Source organism: Gemella massiliensis (assembly GCF_900120125.1).
GTDB classification, from domain to species: domain Bacteria; phylum Bacillota; class Bacilli; order Staphylococcales; family Gemellaceae; genus Gemella; species Gemella massiliensis.
Window position 1 is genome coordinate 148,199 of sequence record NZ_LT635544.1, and the last position, 19,302, is coordinate 167,500.

The following is a 19,302-nucleotide window of genomic DNA, read 5'->3' on the forward strand; positions in this document are numbered from 1 at the left end:
ATTTATCCTTGCAATTTAAGTGTAGCACATACACAACCCAGAAGCAAACACTTACAAAGGTTTAGAAAATGCTTGTAAAATAAACTAAATTATATATATAAATAATCACGATATGTTTTGAAAAATATATGTATGTTTATGTAAAAGTACAGTTGATATAACTATAAGCGATAAGAACAATGTAACAGTAAAAAAGGATCTATACTAATTATAGATACTATATAACAGTTATAAAATAATAGGGCATTCAATTATATTTTTATAAATAAATGTATAAATATTACACATTTATTACCTTACAATGATAATGGTTATCATTTACATTTTAAAAATGTTATTTTCTTAGAAAAAATATAGAACCTTACCGGTAACTTTTTGATTGTTGTAATAAAAATTTATCAGAAATTAAGAGAACAATAATAAATGAATGCTAAGTTATTAATAATAATTCTAAAGTGTTAAAATATGGAAATTAATTATCAAATAAAAAATTATAGATGGCTAAAAGACGAAAAATAAGGGTTAAAAAATATAATTGGTACATTTATAAGCATAGATATGGATATAAAAGAAAATATTTAATAAATTTTTTATTTATCGTAATATTGAAAAATACTCTAAATAAGTTATAATTAAATTTAGAGATACAAAAATAAACTTTGATGGAATGAGTGTTGAATATTTAGGTTGTATAATAAATACGGGGCATGGGAAAAATCCATACCTCGTATTGTTCTTTAATATACAAAAAGACAAATATCCAATATAATTAAAGTGCAAAAAATAAACTATGAAAGGATATCTGTCATGAATAATTTTAACACAAAAACAAAAGAAATAAAAGAGGGAGAATTCATTAAAAACCTACTACAAATAAAAGATAAAAACATTACTATAGAGGAAACACATAGAGAAATCATTAAAAACAATCAAAAGTACTTTGTATTCAAAGGTACCTTAACATATAAACCCAAGAAGTGTAAATGCTGTGGTTGTCTTAATAAAGGTTATACTGTAGTTAAAAACGGCTTTAATGAACTTACTAGAATTAATCTATTAAAAATATCAGGTATCCCTGCTTATTTGGAACTAAGAAAGCAACGTTTCAAGTGTAAAACTTGTAATAAAAAATTTGTAGCTACTACTTCTTTTGTAGATAAATACTGTAGTATTTCTAAAAATGTTAAGTTTTCTATAATGAGTGATTTAGCTGATACTTTATCTTTTAAACAAATAGCCAAAATGAATAATGTATCGGTTAATACTGTTATAAGAACTCTTTATAAATGTAAATCCCATGTAGACATTCTTAACTATAATACCTTACCTGAGTATTTATGCTTTGATGAGTTAAAGTTTACTAAAGATAGTAAAAATGGTATGAGTTTTATTTTTTTAGATGCTTTAACTCATGAGATTATTGATATAGTTGATGGTAGAACTGAGTATATTTTAAATAATTATTTTTCCAGATTTTCTAAAGAGGCTAGAAGTAATGTTAAGGCTATTTGTATTGATATTTATACTCCTTATATGAAGTTGATTAGAAATAAGTTTCCTAATGCTGAAATTGTTATAGATAGGTTTCATATTATTCAAAATGTTAATAGAGAACTTTATTCAAAATGTTAATAGAGAACTTAATAGAACTAGAGTTAAGCTAATGAATATTTACAAAAAACAAAAAGGTATTAATTATACTCTTTTAAAAAATAATTGGAAGTTAATATTAGAAGATGAAAGTAATGTTACTCATGGTAGGTTTTTCTTTAATAGGAGTTTTAGGAGTTTAGTTACTAGACGTGATATTTTAGATTATTTATTAGGATTAGATTGTATATTTAAGGCTAGCTATGAGAGAGTTCAGGATATTAGATATGCAATAAGGTATAGAAATGAGTTGGAGTTTAAAGAATTAATTGAAAAATCTACTATCGATTTATCTGATGGTGTTAGTAAGGCTATTAATACTATGAGAAAACATAAAGAGTATATGCTTAATAGTGTTAGGTATTCTATCTCTAATGGTTCTTTGGAGGGTATTAATAATAAGATAAAGGTTTTAAAGAGAGTTTCTTATGGTTATAATAGCTTTTATAACTTTAGATTACGCATTTTAGTTGTTTCTAGGTTATTTGTTTCTGAGTATAAAAATAATATTTCTTTTAAGGGCGTTTTGAAAAATGCCAAGCAACACTGCATTGCTTAGCATTTTATCCTTATTTTTTCTCATGCCCCGTATTTGACACAGAGCCAATATTTAATAAGATTTGATAACAAAATAATAAAAAGAGTTCAGTGTTTTGAAGTGTAGGTTCGGAGTTATAGAACGAGTAAAAGTTGAACTATTGAGTTAATTAGAGATACTTAAAGTCTATATTAGTGATTTTTTTTATTTACTTTCCTTTGATAACATAGTATAATCAACAATATGTTTTATTATGAAGAAAGGAACGTAACAATGAAAAAACGGTTTAAAAAAATATTGATTGGGGTGCTTATTGTTATGGTTGCAGGTTTTGGTTTTACAGGTAATTATTTTTATAATTTTGCATTAAACCCAAAGGTAGATAAAAGTGCGATAGTAAGTCAGGATAATGATGGCAATAAAGAAGATAAAGCTGTATTGAATCAGTGGTTTGAAAGTAATAAGCAAGAAGTAACGATGAGTTCTGTTACAAAAAACAAATTGGTGGGTTATAAGTTTATTAATCCGAAAGCAACTAAATGGATTTTTGTCGTTCACGGTTATACTAGTGAAGCTAAAAAAATGGTAACCTATATCAAACAGTTTTACGATAAAGGATACAATGTTTTTGCTCCTGATTTAATAGCACATGGGAAAAGTGCCGGAGATTTTATCTCCATGGGTGGCTACGATTCAGATGATTTAGTAAACTGGGTGAAAAAAATCTCAGCAGAAAATAATAATGCCGATACCGTATTATTTGGGATTAGCATGGGGGCTGCAACGGTAATGAATGCTATCGGCAAAAATTTGCCGACGAATGTTAAAGCGTTCATCGAAGATAGCGGGTATGTAAATTTAAAACAGGAATTTACATATCAGTTGAAAAAATTATTTAATCTTCCGAGTTTTCCCATTATACCGGCAGCTAATACGGTGACAAAAATTAGAGCGGGATATTTTTTTGGAGATGTCGACGCAACAACGGCTTTAAAGAATACAAAATTACCGGCGTTGATTTTGCACGGTGAAAAAGACGGCTTTGTACCGATCGAGCATGGAAAAGAAGCGTATAATTTGATCAGTTCTGAAAAAGAATTTCATAGTTTTGCCGGAGCAAAACACGTCCAAGCAGAACGCAAATATCGTAAAGAGTATTGGAGTATAATAGAAAAATTTTTAAATAAATATTTTAAATAATCGCTTAATAATTATAAAAGAAACTGACTTAAAAGGTAAGTTTATTATATAATTTATTTAGTTAACAGTTAGATATATATATATTGGTTTGGGAATATGTTTTGAAGAATTATTCCCAAACTTAATAAACTATGAGGGGTGGTTCAAAAATAATGATTTCGGTAGAAATCAATTTTTTGAGCCGCCCCTTTTTATAAAGAAAGGGCGATAAAAACATCGCCCCAAAAGTATTGTAGTTATAAAAAGTATTTTCGAAAGATGATCAAGTTGAAAATTAATCTTCTCCAATAACTACAAATTCTTTGTTTAATTTATTTAAGACTTCAACACCGTCCTCAGTAACAAGAACTAAGTCTTCGATACGAACTCCCATACGTCCGGGTAGGTAGATGCCGGGTTCGATAGAGAAAATCATACCCGGTTCACAAACCATTTCGTTTGTACTTGATACATCGCCGTATTCGTGATCTTCAAGACCGATTTGGTGACCGGTACGGTGAGTGAAGTATTCTCCGTAACCTTTTTCAGTAATATAGTCACGACAAGCGGCGTCGATGTCACATAATCTAACTCCGGGTTTAACCAATTCTGTACCACGTTTTACTGCTTCAAGAACAATTTCAAATACTTCTTTATCTTCCGGTGTCGGTTGTTTAAAGAACACAGTACGAGTCATATCTGAGCAGTATTTATCTTTAATTCCGCCAATATCGACAATAATAGATTCCCCCGGTTTTGGAAGTCTGTCACCAGGCAAACCGTGCGGATTAGCTCCATTATCACCATAAGCTATAATAGGTGGGAATGATGTTCCTTCAACACCGATTTCTTCGTAATAAGCAAGCAGTTTTTTAACCATGTCTTTTTCAGAAGTAGTTTCAGTAATGTTGTCGATAACAAACTGACAAGCTCTATCATTTAATTCAGAAGAAATTCGCATTAATTCTTTTTCTTCTTCGTCTTTAAGCATACGAGTAGTATCAACAAGAAGAGATACATCAACAAATTTATTATCCGGAAGTTTATCCATTAGCGGTAATAAGAAACGAGCAGGGAAAATTTTATCTATTCCTAATTTAGTACCGGCTTTTATATGATCGGCAACGATACTGATAATATCATCGGTATCTGAAATGCTTACTATATCCAAGCCTAAATCTTTATCCAGCGGGAACAGGATATTTAAAAACAATTTGTGATCCCCATTTTCATCTAATAAAACAGCAAAAAATCTTTCCCCCGGATTTTCTAAAAATCCTGTTAGATAAAAAATAGAATAAGGATCGCTAACAAGTGCTTGTGAAATGCCTTGTTCTTTCATTTTAGATAGAATCTTATTAGTTCTTGAAAGTTTCATATTATACAACTCCTTTAAAATATTCTGAACTTTATTTTTATTATAGCACTACTAAAATACAAATACAATACCCATAAAATAAATAATGATAACATTTACACAGTGTACATTTGTAAATGATGTGAGACAAAAAAAGTAAAAAATAAATACCGGATATAATAGAATTACATAGAAGCTAGCTTCTATGTAAACCGTATGAAGCCCCCGACGTAAATTACATTATTTGATTAGATTTGCCAGCTTTAATTCCTTAGAGAACATTTCAGATTTCTAAAACTTATTTGTCAAGGATTTGAAAAAGGCGTAGCCCTTGTCCTTGACAAATAAGTTGTGAAATCTATTATCTAACAAGGAATTAAAGCCGGCATATTTTTATAGACTCTTTCCGTAACTCTTTTCTTTTTTCAACAGGAGAAAGCCAATTTAAAGTCTGCATAGGAAGACGGTTAGAGCGATATAGATACTTTTTCATCTGAGATATAAGATCATCATACGAAAAGAAAGATAAACGCCTGTAAAAACGTTCATTATCATTTCTATGACTACGTTCAACCTTACCGTTATGTCTAGGAGTTCTAGGTCTAATAAGTTGATGTTTAATGCCAAGATTATTACACAATACATCAAAAGGGTGTATTCGTTTAGTATCTTTAAAATGTGTAAATTCAAAACCATTATCAGTTTGAATTATCTTGGGTTTATACCCAAAATAATCAATAGCCATTTTAACAAATTGAACAGTAGAGTATGATGATTGTTCTTTAAAAGGGAAAATAAATCTTTCCCTAGTAGCTTCATCAATGATAGTATATTGATAAAATTTATCAGGAATTTCTCCTACATAACAACGTTTAGGAACATATTTCACATCAAGTTGCCATTTTTTACCAATTTCAGTAGGTGTATTATAGGGTTTAGGTTTATAAGGAATTACTTTTTTCTTAGTATCTTTATAAAAACCTAATTTTCTAAGCACTCTAAATAAAGAACAAGGATGTCTTTTATAACCTTTGTTGAATTTAAGTTTAGCATATAATTCAATCATAGAAATATTAGGATTACGTTTAATAAGATTTTTAATCCAAGACAATTCTTCAACTGTATGGGCGTTAGGGTGAATGGAATGAGGTCTATGAGACTTATCTATAAGAGACTCTTTAGTACCGTCATATTTTTTATTCCAACGCAAAAGAGAGGCTTTTGATATTTTATAGCGCCTACAAACAAAACGAATAGAGTTACCGTTTCTATAAGTTTTAACTGCAGCTATTCTTGTTTGTAAAGTATGAGGTATATATCGTTGTGTTTTTTCTATATTTTCTGTTATAATAGTTTTCATAAGAGTAAATTCCTTTTTTTGATTTGTAGGTAACTTCATTATACAGGATTTACTCTTCTTTTTTTTATTATATGTCTCACATCTATTGTAACACTACAATAAATAATGATAACATTTACACAGACAGTTGTAGTTTTTATACTGCTGTGTTATAATATGTAATATAATTATTTAAGAAAGAAGGGGTTTTTTTATGTCTGAAGTTGCGGTTAAAAAAGGAAAACCGTGGAGTTTTTATATGAGCTCTATTACGTTCTCATTTGAACGTGCCGCTTACTATTCATCGCGTTGGCTATTATTTACATATGTAACCGTAGCCGTAATATCTGGAGGAATGGGAGAAAGCGGTTTAGGGTTAGGTAAAGTTGAAGGTGCGGCAATGCAATCCAATATTGTTGCCTTTACTTATTTAGCACCTGTGTTGTTCGGTTTTATCGCCGATAGGTTTTTGGGAGCGAGATATTTGATTCCGGTAGGATTATTATTAATGGCTCTTGGCTATGGATATGCAGGTTACGTCGGAACATACTCAGCAATGTGGGTTATGATTGTCTTGGTATCAATCGGTACAGGTTTCTTTAAAGGGAATATTCAAGCGTTAGTAGGTCGTATTTTTGATGGTGATCAATCTCGTAAAGACGATGCGTTTTCAACGATGTATTCATTTATTAATATCGGATCGTTTGTAGGAACTACGTTTGTAGGAATATTGTATGTTAAATTAGCTACAGCGGGAGCTAACGGATACTTACAATGTTTTAAAATAGCAGGGTTACTTTGCCTGATAGGTGCGATTTGGTTTATTTTAGGATATAAATCTCTTGGTGAAGTAGGGAAACGTCCTTTTGCTGAAGGTGAAGTTAAACACGAGGAAAAACCTAAAGAGAAAAGACCGTTACAAAAATACGAAGTTCGTCGCGTATATTCAATTATTATTATTTCATTGCTATCAGTTATCTTTTGGACTTTCTGGTACCTAACTTATGTAATTCTTTATGATTATATGCCTAAATTTGTTGATACTAAATTAGGAAGTTTCACAGTTCCTACTTCATGGCTGGATTCTGTTAATGGACTATGTTGTATTATTCTGGGGCCTATTTTGGGTGCGTTATGGTACAAACTTTCTAAACGTCCGCAAGGAGACTGGAGCTTATATAAAAAAGCATCAATTGCTTTATTATTGCTAGGTGCGACTTTTGGTATTTTAGCATTAACAGAATTTACTCGTGGAGTAGGGGCTCCTGAAAGCCAAAAAGCAAGCATACTATGGGTTATCTTATTCTTCGTAGTACTAAGTATTGCTGAAATGTTCTTCTCTCCACTAGGAGCATCATTTGTTTCTAAATATTCGCCTAAGAGTATCTTATCAATAATGATGGCAGTTTGGATTGTAGCAACATTTGGAGCAGCTAAAGGGTATGGTATATTATATGAATATATCGCGGATATCCCAACTGTAAAATTATCATTAAGTATTGGTGCGTTCTGTTTAATAGTTGCAGTATTAATATTTGTTTTTGAGAAAAAACTTGCTAGCCTTGTAGAATTAAGAGAAGGCGAAACTTTAGTAGAAGATTAATTAATAATAATTTAATAGAAACTGACTAAAAGCTAAAAATTCTAATAGAATTTGCATATTAGCGGTTGGACGTACCGGTTTATTAATTTGGGAGTTTACTTTAAAAAACTCTCTCAAATCTAGTAAACCGTGTGAGCGGCTCTGTAGAATCGATTTTTAACGAAATCACGATTTTTGAGTCGCTCTTTTTTGTTGTGAAAAATAATTAACAAATATATTTGTTTCTAAAAATATGATTAATGTTTTAGTAAAGTAAAATTTTAAAATAATTTATTTCTAATAATTCACTGCTGCTCATAATAAATTTTGTTATAGTGTATATTATGTGTAAAAAATAAATATATTTTTTATAAAAACTAAAATGAAAAAATTTATTTCAAATTAGTAATGAAAAATACTATGTTTTATGTTAAAATTATAGTGTATATAAATTATTAACATAGGAGGTTATATCATGGCTGAACTTAGAGTATTTTATCCTGAAATAAAAGAGAATTTCTCAAAATTTTTAAAAGTAGACGATACGCATACAATTTATTATGAAGAAAGTGGGAATCCGAACGGAGTACCGGTAGTATTTTTCCATGGAGGACCCGGCTGTGGGACATCGCCTACATGTAGACGATATTTTGATCCGGAGTTTTATCGAATTATATTATTTGACCAACGTGGAAGTGGGAAATCAACACCGCATGCTTGTTTAAAAGATAACGATACGTGGCATATAATCGAAGATATTGAAAAAATCAGAAAAGAATTGAATATAGATAAGTGGTTGGTTTTTGGCGGAAGTTGGGGCTCTACACTGGCATTATGTTATGCTATTAAACATCCGGAGTGTGTGACAGGGTTAGTGCTTCGTGGTATTTTCTTGGGACGTCGTGAAGATATAGTGTGGATTTACGAAAAAGGAGGAGCCAGCAACGTTCATCCAGAAGTGTTTGAACGTTATGAAAGCATTATTCCGCAAGAAGAACGTCATGACATGATCCGTGCATATTACAAACGTTTAACAAGTGATGATAAAAAAACACGTGAAGTAGCTGCAAAAGAATGGAGTATGTGGGAAGGTAATTTGGTAACGTTGTATCCGGATCCTAATTTGGAACAAAGTTTTGGTGAGATAAATTATTCTATTTCAATGGCAACTATTGAATGTCATTTTTGGATGAACAATATGTTCTGGGAAGATGATAATTGGATTTTAAATAATGTTGATGTAATTAAAGATATTCCAACATGGATTGCTCATGGCCGTTATGATATGGATTGTCGTGTTGTTGGTGCTTATGAGTTAAGTAAAAAATTAAATAATTGTAATTTAGATATAGTAATATCAGGACATTCATCAGGAGAACCGGCTATTGTTGATTCGCTGATAAGAGCTACTGATAAATTCAGAGAAGTTTTAAAATAGTAGTTATTAAGGAAATGTAAATAATATATGTAATATCCTTATTATAATTTCCCCTTAAATCTAAACATTATTATTGCTATAAAAAATTAAATTAAAAATATTTTTTATCGACTTTTGTTGTATAAAACGCCAAGAAAGTGTGAAAACAAGTGCTGAATTATTAATTTATTATAGTGATAAATAAGGTATAAAACAAATATATTTATACTAACAAAACTAAATAATAAAATTTCATTAAAATCAATAATGAAAAACGCTTTATTTTGTGATAAAATAATATTGTAAAAAATATAAAGATTGGGGGAAGTTCTAATTATGGGGGAGCTAAGGACGTTATATCCAGAAATTAAAGAGAATTTTTCAAAAATGCTCAAGGTGGATGATACGCATACGATATATTATGAAGAAAGCGGTAATCCCGAGGGAATACCGGTAATCTTTTTGCATGGCGGACCGGGCGGAGGCACGACGCCGACAGGAAGACGGTTTTTCGACCCTACAGCGTATAGAATTATTCTCTTAGACCAACGTGGAAGTGGAAAATCGACACCACGTGCATGTTTAGAGAATAACGATACGTGGCATATTATCGACGATATGGAAAAAGTCCGTAAAGTATTGAATATTGATAAATGGCTTGTTTTTGGTGGTAGTTGGGGGACAACATTAGCATTATGTTATGCTGTTAAACACCCTGAAAAAATGCTTGGACTAGTGTTAAGAGGGATTTTCTTAGGACGTCGAGAAGATATTGAGTGGCTTTATGAAAAAGGAGGCGTAAGCGAGATTTTTCCGGAAGCCTTTGAACGCTATACATCAATTATTCCACAAGAAGAACGTGATGATATAATAGGTGCATACTATAAACGCTTGACAAGTGCTGATAGAAAAATACGTGAAGAAGCTGCACGTGAATGGAGTATCTGGGAAGGCAGTGTAATGACATTATACCCAATACCAAACGTTGAAGAGAGTGCGGGGGAAATTAATTTCGCTATATCGGTGGCAACTATTGAGTGCCATTTTTGGATGAATAATATGTTTTGGGGCGGTGACGATAACTGGTTATTAAATAACGTAGAAGCGATTAAAGATATTCCAACATTTATCGTGCATGGTCGTTACGATGTGGATTGTCGTCCGATTAATGCGTATGAGTTAAGCAAACGACTAAATAATTGTGAGTTGGAGTTTGTTATTTCCGGACATGCATCGTCGGAACCGGCGATTGTGGATGCATTGGTGCGTGCGACCGATAATTTTAAAGAAACATTAAAATTAAGATAATTAAAATTTATAATTATGAAAAATATAGAAAAAAGGAGTATGAAAAATGACAGTAAACGAAAAGGTAGCTCAACTTAGAGCGTTGATGGAGAAAAATGGGGTTGACGTGTATATGGTTCCTACGGCGGACTTTCACAATAGTGAATACGTGGGAGAGCATTTTAAAGCACGTGCATTTGTGAGCGGTTTTACAGGTTCGGCAGGTACTTTAATCGTAACTAAAGATTTTGCCGGATTATGGACTGATGGGAGATATTTCTTGCAAGGTGCTAAACAATTAGAAGATACTGTAATTGAGTTGCAAAGAATGGGAGAACCGGGGGTACCTAAAATTGTAGAATTTATCATAGAAAACACACCGGAAAATGGTGTTGTAGGATTCGACGGGCGTGTTGTAACGTTTGGAGAAGGAAAAGAAATAGCGACTAAATTAAAACAAAAAAATGCTACAGTTAAATACGAAATAGATTTAGTAGATGAAATTTGGACTGCTAGACCACCTTTATCAGAAGCACCTGCATTTTACTTGAACTTGGAACGTGCCGGAGAAACAGTTGCCAGCAAGTTGGAAAGAGTTCGTCGTGAAATGAAAGAAGCGGGGGCGAATATTCATGTAATTACTACTCTTGATGATATTGGATGGTTGTTAAACATTCGAGGAATGGATGTTGATTTCTTCCCGCTATTATTAAGTTATGCGGTGGTATGTGAAGATAAAGTTGATTTATATGTTGATGAAAGAAAACTTTCTGATGAAATTAAAGGGCATCTGAAAGAAGATAATGTTAACATTAAACCATACAATAACGTCTATGAAGATGTTAAAAAATTTGGAAAAAATGATGTTGTTTTAGTCGACCCTGCTCGTTTAAACTATGCTGTATTTAATAATATCCCTAAAGAAACAACACTAGTAGAAAAACGTAATCCTACAGTGTTGATGAAAGCTATTAAGAACGAAACAGAATTGAAACATACCGTTCAAGCACATGTTAAAGACGGTATCGCTCATACTAAATTTATCTATTGGTTAAAACAGCTGGTTAAAAACGGAACCAGTGAACAAGAAGATGAACTTTCTGCTTCTGATAAACTTGTCGAATTTAGAAAAGCACAAGGCGGATTTATTTGCCCAAGTTTTGCACCGATCTGTGGACATGCGGAAAATGGTGCTATAGTTCACTATTCTTCTACGAAAGAAACATCTATTCCACTACGTGCGGGAACATTCTTCTTAACAGACACCGGTGCCCACTATGATGAAGGATCTACGGATATAACAAGAACTACGGCAATGGGAGAAATAAGTGATAGATTAAAACATGATTATACTCGTGTATTACAATGTCATCTTCGCCTGTCAAGACTTAAATTTATGGAAGGTATTTCAGGTGCCAATGTCGATTTATTTGCACGTGCTCCGTTGTGGTATGATTATGAAAACTTTAATCATGGAACAGGGCATGGTGTAGGTTACCTAGGTAATATTCATGAAGGACCTCAAGGTATCCATTGGGGAATTCAACGTTCAAGTGAACCGTTCAAACATGGTATGACTATGACAAATGAACCGGGATTATATATTTCAGGTTCTCACGGTATTCGATTAGAAAATGAGTTAATTATTCGTAACACCGTTAAAAATGAATATGGTCAATTTATGGAATTTGAAGTAATGACATTCGTTCCTTGGGATTTAGAAGCTGTTGATGTTTCAATGTTAACAAGCGAAGATAAATATGAACTTAACAAATACCACAAAAAAGTGTTTGAAGTTTTAGCGCCGCATTTTGAGGGTGATGAACTTGCTTGGTTAAAAGAAGCTACAAGAGAAGTTTAATAAAGCAAAAAGGTTTTGAGTTCTCTCGAAACCTTTTTATTAACTAAATTTTATTGTAGAACTTTTGAATCATTGGTATAATAGTGTGTAAGAACTTTTAATTGTTAAAGTTGGAAATAAAAATAAGGAGCGATACTATGGATTTAAATAAAAGATTGGAAAATTATGCTAAATTAATGGTTAAGGTCGGACTTAACGTTCAAAAGGATCAACCCGTTTTGATAAGAGCCAGTACAGAAAGCAGAACTTTTGTAGCTAAAATAGTGGAAGCATGTTATAAACAGGGTGCAAAAAAAGTTGAAGTCGAATGGCGTGATCAAGAGTTGACGAAGTTAAATTTAAAATATCAAACAGAAGAAACTTTGAGTAATATAAGTAAATCCTATGTTGACCATTACCAAGAATTATTAGATGAAGGGACGGCTTTTCTATCAGTTATAGGAGATGATCCGGACGGTTTAGCAGGTGTAGATAGTGCTAAGATGAAAGCATCTATGGTAGGACGATCAAAAGCATTGAGAGAATATATGAAAGCTATAATGAGTGATGAGTGTCCTTGGTGCGTTGTTAGTGCATCAACAGTCGGTTGGGCAAAACGTCTGTTTCCGGAATTAAGCGATGAAGAAGCATATTTAAAACTATGGGATGAGATACTTAGTGCTTGTCGTGCGAAAGGTGAAGATCCGGTAGCGGATTGGGAAGAACACATTAGAGTATTAGATGAGAAAGCGAAATTTTTACATGAGAATGAATTAGTTAAGTTACATATAACTAATGACTTAGGAACAGATTTATATGTGGGACTACCTAAGGGACATATTTGGCAAAGTGCCGGAAGTTATGCGAAAAAAGCAGGGCGTTTTGTTGCAAATATTCCGACGGAAGAAGTATTTACAATGCCACATAAAGAAGAAACCAGTGGAATAGTTTATAATGCAAAACCGTTAAATCATGGTGGTGTTCTAATAGATGATTTCTGGTTAAAATTTGAAAAAGGTAAAGTAGTTGATTATGGTGCTAAACGTGGCTATGAAGCTCTTAAAAATATATTAGAAACCGATGAAGGTTCGGTAAAAATTGGCGAAATGGCATTAGTACCATTTGATTCACCGATTTCAAATACGGGGATACTATTTTTAGAAACATTATTTGATGAGAACGCTGCATGTCATATAGCTTTAGGTAAGGCGTACCCAACTTGCGTTAAAGGCGGAAGCGAGATGAGTGATGAAGAATTGGCAGAAGTTGGTGCTAATGACAGCTTAGTACACGTTGATTTTATGATAGGAGAAAGCACAACGAATATCATAGGATTTACTGCGGATGGAAAAGAAGTAGCTATCTTTAAAGATGGAAATTGGGCTTAGAAAAAATAAAATATTGTTTGCGGTGTTATTATGATGTAATTTCACCGCGAATTTTTATGAAGAATAAGCGATAAATATTTGCGTTAAGTAAATAAATATGTGATAATATTATAAGTAAAAAATTCAGGAGTAATAATATGCGTTTAGATAAATTTTTAAAAGTATCGAGAATAATAAAAAGAAGGACAGTTGCTAACGAAATTTCAGCAGGTGGGCATATTTCTATAAATGGAAAGCAGGCTAAACCGTCCAGTCCTTTAAAAATCGGGGATAAAATCACCATATATTTTGCGAAAAAAGAAATTGTTTATGAGGTGCTGCAATTAAAAGACAGCACAAAAAAAGAAGATGCGACAAAAATGTTTAAAATCTTATCAGAAACATTGAGAAAAGAATAAAACGATGGAACAAAGTACAGAAAAACAATTTCGTAAAGATGTACTGAAAGCAAAAGCAAAATATAGAAAGCGCCGTAAGTTTTTAATATTAAGTATTATGACCCTTACGCTCGTTGTGACCTTGATACAAACATTTTTATATACTCGTGAAAAAAAAGAGTTGAACACACAACTTTCTGAACAAAATAAAGCTATTGAAAAACTTGAAAAACAAAATAAAGTTAATGAAATTGTTATTGATAAATTAAAAGATCCATATTTTATAAGTGACATGGTAAGACAAGAGTATGGTCTTAGTTATAACGGAGAAATTATCTTTAATTTACCATTAAGAGAAAAATTTTTACAAACTACTATTAATTCGATTATGCAGAGTGATTTAAAAAAATCACAAGATAAAAACGGTCGAATAGATGACAGTAAAATTCCTGAATTAAATAAAAAAGATAACGAGAAAACTGATAGTAAAAATTCTAATGACAAAAATAAGAATACAGCTAACTCAGAAGACAAAAATAACGACAAAAAACAATCAGAAGATACTAAAAATAAAGAAGATCAAGAATGATATGTACCCCTTTTATCGGACAAACCGGCGAAAGGGGTAATATTATGCGTTAAGTTATGGATTTAAGATAAAATGTGTTAAGACGTGTGAAAGAGTAGAATATCCGGATACACGCTATGGAGTATCTTCCGATGGGTTTAAATATAATATTATAGCGATGTATAAAAATAATTATCTTGTTGGAAAATAATTATAATATTTGTTAAATATGTGTTAAAGTGTTAATATATAGGTAACTAAATTTTTAGAAATAAGGTAATTTTGGAGGAAATTATGAATAAATATGAAGGTGACGCTCTGCATACAGACTTATATCAAATTAATATGGGGTATGCGTATTTTAAAGACGGAATTCATGAAAGAAAATCTTATTTTGATGCTTATTTTAGAAAAATTCCGTTTGGTGGAGGATATGCTGTTTTTGCAGGCTTAGCCAAAATAATAGAGTATGTAAATTCTTTTAAATTTACAGAAGCTGATATTGAGTATTTAGATAAGTTAGGGTATTATGATAAAGAATTTTTAGATTATTTAAAAAATCTTAAATTCACAGGTAGTATACGTTCTGTAAGAGAAGGAGAGATTATTTTTGGGAATGAACCGTTGATTCGAATAGAAGCTCCACTTATACAAGCGCAACTTATGGAAACTGCGATATTAAATATAATAAATTATCAAATATTAATTGCTACAAAAGCCGCTAGGATAAAACATGTTTGCCCTAATGAAGTTTGTATGGAGTTTGGTACAAGACGTGCCCATGAATTTGAAGCTGCGGTGTGGGGAGCACGGGCTTCTATAATTGGTGGTTTTGATTCAACAAGTAATGTTAAGGCTGCTAAATTATTTGATATTCCGTGTAGCGGAACGCATGCACATTCATTTGTTCAAGCGTATCAAGATGAAAAAATTGCTTTTAAAAAATATGCGGCTGCCCATAAGGATTGTTACTTCTTAGTAGATACTTATGATACATTGCGTTCAGGAATACCTAATGCAATAGCTGTGGCAAATGAGCTGAAAGATGAAATAAACTTTTTAGGGATACGTCTGGATTCAGGGGATATAGCTTACTTATCACAAGAAGCTAGAAAAATATTGGACGATGCCGGTTATCCAAACGCCAAGGTAGTGGCTTCAAATGATTTAGATGAAGATACTATAACCCACCTTAAACAACAAGGGGCCAAAATAGATGCTTGGGGAGTCGGCACAAAACTGATAACAGCTTATAACAATCCGGCACTTGGGGCAGTATATAAACTCTCATGTTTAGAAGATGAAAATGGAAATATGATAGATAGATTGAAAATTTCTGAAAACCCGGGGAAATTAACAATACCCGGTATAAAAAGAGTTTATAGAATAATTAATAAAGCAACCGAAATGGCAGCGGGAGATTATATTGCTTTGGAAGAAGAAGATGTTAATTCGGAAAAAACTATAAAACTATTTCACCCAACTCATACTTATTTAGCAAAAGAAGTGAAAAATTTTGAAGCAAGAGATTTGCACGTAGATGTTTTTAAAAATGGATTGCAAGTATATGAAGTACCGACAGTCTGGGAAAGTGCTGAGTATTTTAAAGAAAATAAAAAATTGCTATGGAACGAGTACCAAAGGTTGTTAAATCCCGAATTTTATCCGGTAGACCTTAGTCCAAAATGTTGGGAAAATAGAAACAATATATTGAGAAAAATAACAAATAAAGAAAATTAACAGGTGAATTTATGACTTTTCAAGAAGAAGTAATAAAAAAATTAAGATGTAAATCTGAAATAAATGTTGATGAGGAAATAAGGTTAACTATAAATTTTTTGAAAGATTATTTAAAGGAAAATAGTTTTTTAAAAAGTTTAGTGTTGGGAATCTCCGGAGGGCAGGACTCTACTTTGTGCGGAAAATTATGCCAACTTGCTGTGGAGGAATTACGTAAGGAAACAAACGAAGATTATCAGTTTATTGCTGTTAGATTACCTTATGGAGAACAATTTGATGAGGAAGATTGTAGAGACGCTTTGGATTTTATAAAGCCGGATAAAGTATATACTGTAAACATAAAAAATGCAGTTGATGCAAGTGTTAAATCGTTAAAATTGGCAGGGGTAGAAATTACTGACTTTGCCAAAGGAAATGAAAAGGCACGAGAAAGAATGAAAGTACAGTATTCTATTGCTACTATGAATAATGGATTAGTGGTTGGGACAGACCATGCTGCAGAAGCCATAACGGGATTTTACACAAAATATGGTGACGGAGGCGTTGATATAGTTCCATTATATAGATTAAATAAACGTCAAGGGAAAGCATTGTTAAAAAGATTGGGATGTCCGGAGCATCTTTATTTAAAAAAACCTACAGCGGATTTAGAAGAAAATCGTCCTGCATTGGAAGATGAAGTTGCATTGGGTATTACTTATGATAATATAGATGATTATTTAGAAGGGAAAATTCTCGAAGATAAAATAAGAGAAAAAATAGAACAACATTATTTAAAATCAGAACATAAGAGAAATTTACCGGTTACTGTTTTTGATTTTTATAATATGTAGGCATTAAAAAAGATGGGGGTTAGATAAAGAAAATATATAATGTTTTCTTGGCAAAATCCCCCTTCTTTATTCTGATTAATTATATTTTGACATTTAATCATTTTATTTGCCAAATTTACCGTGAAAAAATATATTTTTTTATAAAAAAGTATTGACAATAATAAACAAAGATGATAAACTAATACACGTCTTCGCACGAAGACGGAACAAATATTCAAATCAAATAAACTTTTTAAGAAAAGTAGAAAAAGACCTTGACATAATAAAAAGTAAATGATAGAATAATAAGGTCTTCAAGAAAGAAGACGAACAGTAAAAGATTTTAAAGTAGGAAAAGTTAAGGAAAAGAAAAAAACTTGACAAACCTGAAATAAAATGATAAGATAGAAAAGTTGCTAAAGCAACAAATTGAACATTGAAAACTAAACGAATTAAGTCAACGTAATTCCAAAAAAGGACAGTTCAAAAAGGAACTATAAAACTTTAAAAAGAGCTAAATCAAGCAAACAAATAAGAAAATATTTGGAGAGTTTGATCCTGGCTCAGGACGAACGCTGGCGGCGTGCCTAATACATGCAAGTCGAGCGAAGAATTATTGGTGCTTGCACCGATAATTCTTAGCGGCGAACGGGTGAGTAACACGTAAAGAACCTGCCTTATAGACCGGGATAACTATGGGAAACTGTAGCTAATACCGGATAACAGTATTTTCCGCATGGGAGATATTTAAAAGTCGGTCATGCTGACACTATAAGATGGCTTTGCGGAGCATTAGCTAGTTGGTGGGATAAAAGCCTACCAAGGCGACGATGCATAGCCGACCTGAGAGGGTGAACGGCCACATTGGGACTGAGACACGGCCCAAACTCCTACGGGAGGCAGCAGTAGGGAATCTTCCGCAATGGACGAAAGTCTGACGGAGCAACGCCGCGTGAGTGAAGAAGGATTTCGGTTCGTAAAGCTCTGTTGTTAGGGAAGAAAGGTTGTGTAGTAACTATACACAAAACAGACGGTACCTAACCAGAAAGCCACGGCTAACTACGTGCCAGCAGCCGCGGTAATACGTAGGTGGCAAGCGTTGTCCGGAATTATTGGGCGTAAAGCGCGCGCAGGTGGTTTAGAAAGTCTGATGTGAAAGCTCACGGCTCAACCGTGGAAGGTCATTGGAAACTGATAAACTTGAGTGCAGGAGAGAAAAGTGGAATTCCTAGTGTAGCGGTGAAATGCGTAGAGATTAGGAGGAACACCAGTGGCGAAGGCGGCTTTTTGGCCTGCAACTGACACTGAGGCGCGAAAGCGTGGGGAGCAAACAGGATTAGATACCCTGGTAGTCCACGCCGTAAACGATGAGTGCTAAGTGTTGGTCTCAAAAGAGATCAGTGCTGCAGCAAACGCATTAAGCACTCCGCCTGGGGAGTACGACCGCAAGGTTGAAACTCAAAGGAATTGACGGGGACCCGCACAAGCGGTGGAGCATGTGGTTTAATTCGAAGCAACGCGAAGAACCTTACCAAGTCTTGACATACTGTGAGGGCGTGAGAGATCACGTTGTTTGTCTCTTTGAGACAACACAGATACAGGTGGTGCATGGTTGTCGTCAGCTCGTGTCGTGAGATGTTGGGTTAAGTCCCGCAACGAGCGCAACCCTTATATCTAGTTGCCAGCAGTAAGATGGGGACTCTAGATAGACTGCCAGTGACAAACTGGAGGAAGGTGGGGATGACGTCAAATCATCATGCCCCTTATGACTTGGGCTACACACGTGCTACAATGGATAGGGACAAAGAGAAGCGAGCTTGTAAAAGTAAGCCAATCTCATAAAACTATTCTCAGTTCGGATTGTAGTCTGCAACTCGACTACATGAAGCTGGAATCGCTAGTAATCGCGAATCAGAATGTCGCGGTGAATACGTTCCCGGGTCTTGTACACACCGCCCGTCACACCACGAGAGTTTGTAACACCTGAAGACGGTGACCTAACCGAAAGGGAGGAGCCGGTCACGGTGGGACAGATGATTGGGGTGAAGTCGTAACAAGGTAGCCGTATCGGAAGGTGCGGCTGGATCACCTCCTTTCTAAGGAAAAAAGGATATGTTGGGGAATTCGTTTAGTTTTGAGTGTTCAAAGAATACTTTTTCTCAAAAAAATAGGGGCCTATAGCTCAGCTGGTTAGAGCGCACGCCTGATAAGCGTGAGGTCGATGGTTC

The 19,302-nt window shown here is 33.3% G+C and carries 14 protein-coding genes, 1 tRNA gene and 1 rRNA gene (1 of these 16 running past the window's edge); 14 read left to right on the forward strand and 2 right to left on the reverse strand.

The genetic code is table 11. The annotated features are described in order from the left end of the window. Positions 1-807 precede the first annotated feature (807 nt). From BQ7358_RS09105 to BQ7358_RS00675, 3 genes are all read left to right on the forward strand, one after another. Positions 808-1,632, forward strand: a complete 825-nt coding sequence (locus BQ7358_RS09105) for an ISL3 family transposase (protein WP_234971555.1) — start codon at positions 808-810, stop codon at positions 1,630-1,632. Beyond that, positions 1,601-2,209 carry a transposase gene (locus BQ7358_RS09110; RefSeq protein WP_234971554.1) on the forward strand — a complete coding sequence of 203 codons (609 nt, stop codon included), beginning with the start codon at positions 1,601-1,603 and terminating at the stop codon, positions 2,207-2,209. The genes BQ7358_RS09105 and BQ7358_RS09110 overlap by 32 nt, the downstream gene beginning before the upstream one ends. Positions 2,210-2,461: 252 nt before the next feature. Then, positions 2,462-3,388, forward strand: coding sequence for an alpha/beta hydrolase (locus BQ7358_RS00675; RefSeq protein ID WP_062172697.1), 927 nt, complete (start codon positions 2,462-2,464; stop codon positions 3,386-3,388). A gap of 274 nt (positions 3,389-3,662) precedes the next feature. On the opposite strand, the gene BQ7358_RS00680 is transcribed toward BQ7358_RS00675, so the two are convergent. Next, positions 3,663-4,745, reverse strand: a complete 1,083-nt coding sequence (locus BQ7358_RS00680; protein ID WP_021752304.1) for a M24 family metallopeptidase — start codon at positions 4,743-4,745, stop codon at positions 3,663-3,665. A 355-nt stretch (positions 4,746-5,100) separates the two neighbouring features. Beyond that, positions 5,101-6,084: a DDE-type integrase/transposase/recombinase gene (locus tag BQ7358_RS00685; RefSeq protein ID WP_072520185.1), complete on the reverse strand. Its 984-nt coding sequence runs from the start codon at positions 6,082-6,084 to the stop codon at positions 5,101-5,103. Positions 6,085-6,277: 193 nt separating this feature from the next. Between BQ7358_RS00685 and BQ7358_RS00690 the strand changes: the two genes are divergently transcribed. From BQ7358_RS00690 to BQ7358_RS00740, 11 genes are all read left to right on the forward strand, one after another. Beyond that, positions 6,278-7,666, forward strand: coding sequence for a peptide MFS transporter (locus BQ7358_RS00690; protein WP_062172698.1), 1,389 nt, complete (start codon positions 6,278-6,280; stop codon positions 7,664-7,666). Between the two features lie 454 nt (positions 7,667-8,120). Then, positions 8,121-9,083 (forward strand): prolyl aminopeptidase, encoded by a 963-nt coding sequence (gene pip / locus BQ7358_RS00695; RefSeq protein ID WP_062172700.1) that lies wholly within the window; start codon positions 8,121-8,123, stop codon positions 9,081-9,083. Between the two features lie 315 nt (positions 9,084-9,398). Next, positions 9,399-10,370 carry a prolyl aminopeptidase gene (pip, locus tag BQ7358_RS00700; RefSeq protein WP_062172702.1) on the forward strand — a complete coding sequence of 324 codons (972 nt, stop codon included), beginning with the start codon at positions 9,399-9,401 and terminating at the stop codon, positions 10,368-10,370. A gap of 46 nt (positions 10,371-10,416) precedes the next feature. After that, positions 10,417-12,210 carry an aminopeptidase P family N-terminal domain-containing protein gene (locus BQ7358_RS00705; protein WP_062172704.1) on the forward strand — a complete coding sequence of 598 codons (1,794 nt, stop codon included), beginning with the start codon at positions 10,417-10,419 and terminating at the stop codon, positions 12,208-12,210. Positions 12,211-12,347: 137 nt separating this feature from the next. After that, positions 12,348-13,577 carry an aminopeptidase gene (locus tag BQ7358_RS00710; protein ID WP_062172706.1) on the forward strand — a complete coding sequence of 410 codons (1,230 nt, stop codon included), beginning with the start codon at positions 12,348-12,350 and terminating at the stop codon, positions 13,575-13,577. 137 nt (positions 13,578-13,714) lie between these two features. After that, positions 13,715-13,975 (forward strand): RNA-binding S4 domain-containing protein, encoded by a 261-nt coding sequence (locus BQ7358_RS00715; protein ID WP_062172708.1) that lies wholly within the window; start codon positions 13,715-13,717, stop codon positions 13,973-13,975. Positions 13,976-13,979: 4 nt separating this feature from the next. Beyond that, a complete protein-coding gene (locus tag BQ7358_RS00720; RefSeq protein ID WP_062172710.1) occupies positions 13,980-14,543 on the forward strand; it encodes an FtsB family cell division protein in 564 nt (187 codons plus the stop codon). A 273-nt stretch (positions 14,544-14,816) separates the two neighbouring features. Continuing rightward, the gene (locus BQ7358_RS00725) at positions 14,817-16,262 is read left to right on the forward strand and encodes a nicotinate phosphoribosyltransferase (RefSeq protein WP_062172712.1); all 1,446 of its coding nucleotides are present in this window, start codon (positions 14,817-14,819) and stop codon (positions 16,260-16,262) included. An 11-nt stretch (positions 16,263-16,273) separates the two neighbouring features. Then, on the forward strand, positions 16,274-17,095 hold the full coding sequence (nadE, locus tag BQ7358_RS00730) for an ammonia-dependent NAD(+) synthetase (protein ID WP_062172714.1): 822 nt from the start codon (positions 16,274-16,276) through the stop codon (positions 17,093-17,095). 519 nt (positions 17,096-17,614) lie between these two features. Beyond that, positions 17,615-19,170 (forward strand): 16S ribosomal RNA (locus BQ7358_RS00735). Between the two features lie 75 nt (positions 19,171-19,245). After that, a tRNA-Ile gene (locus BQ7358_RS00740) sits at positions 19,246-19,302 on the forward strand (it continues 20 nt past the right edge of the window).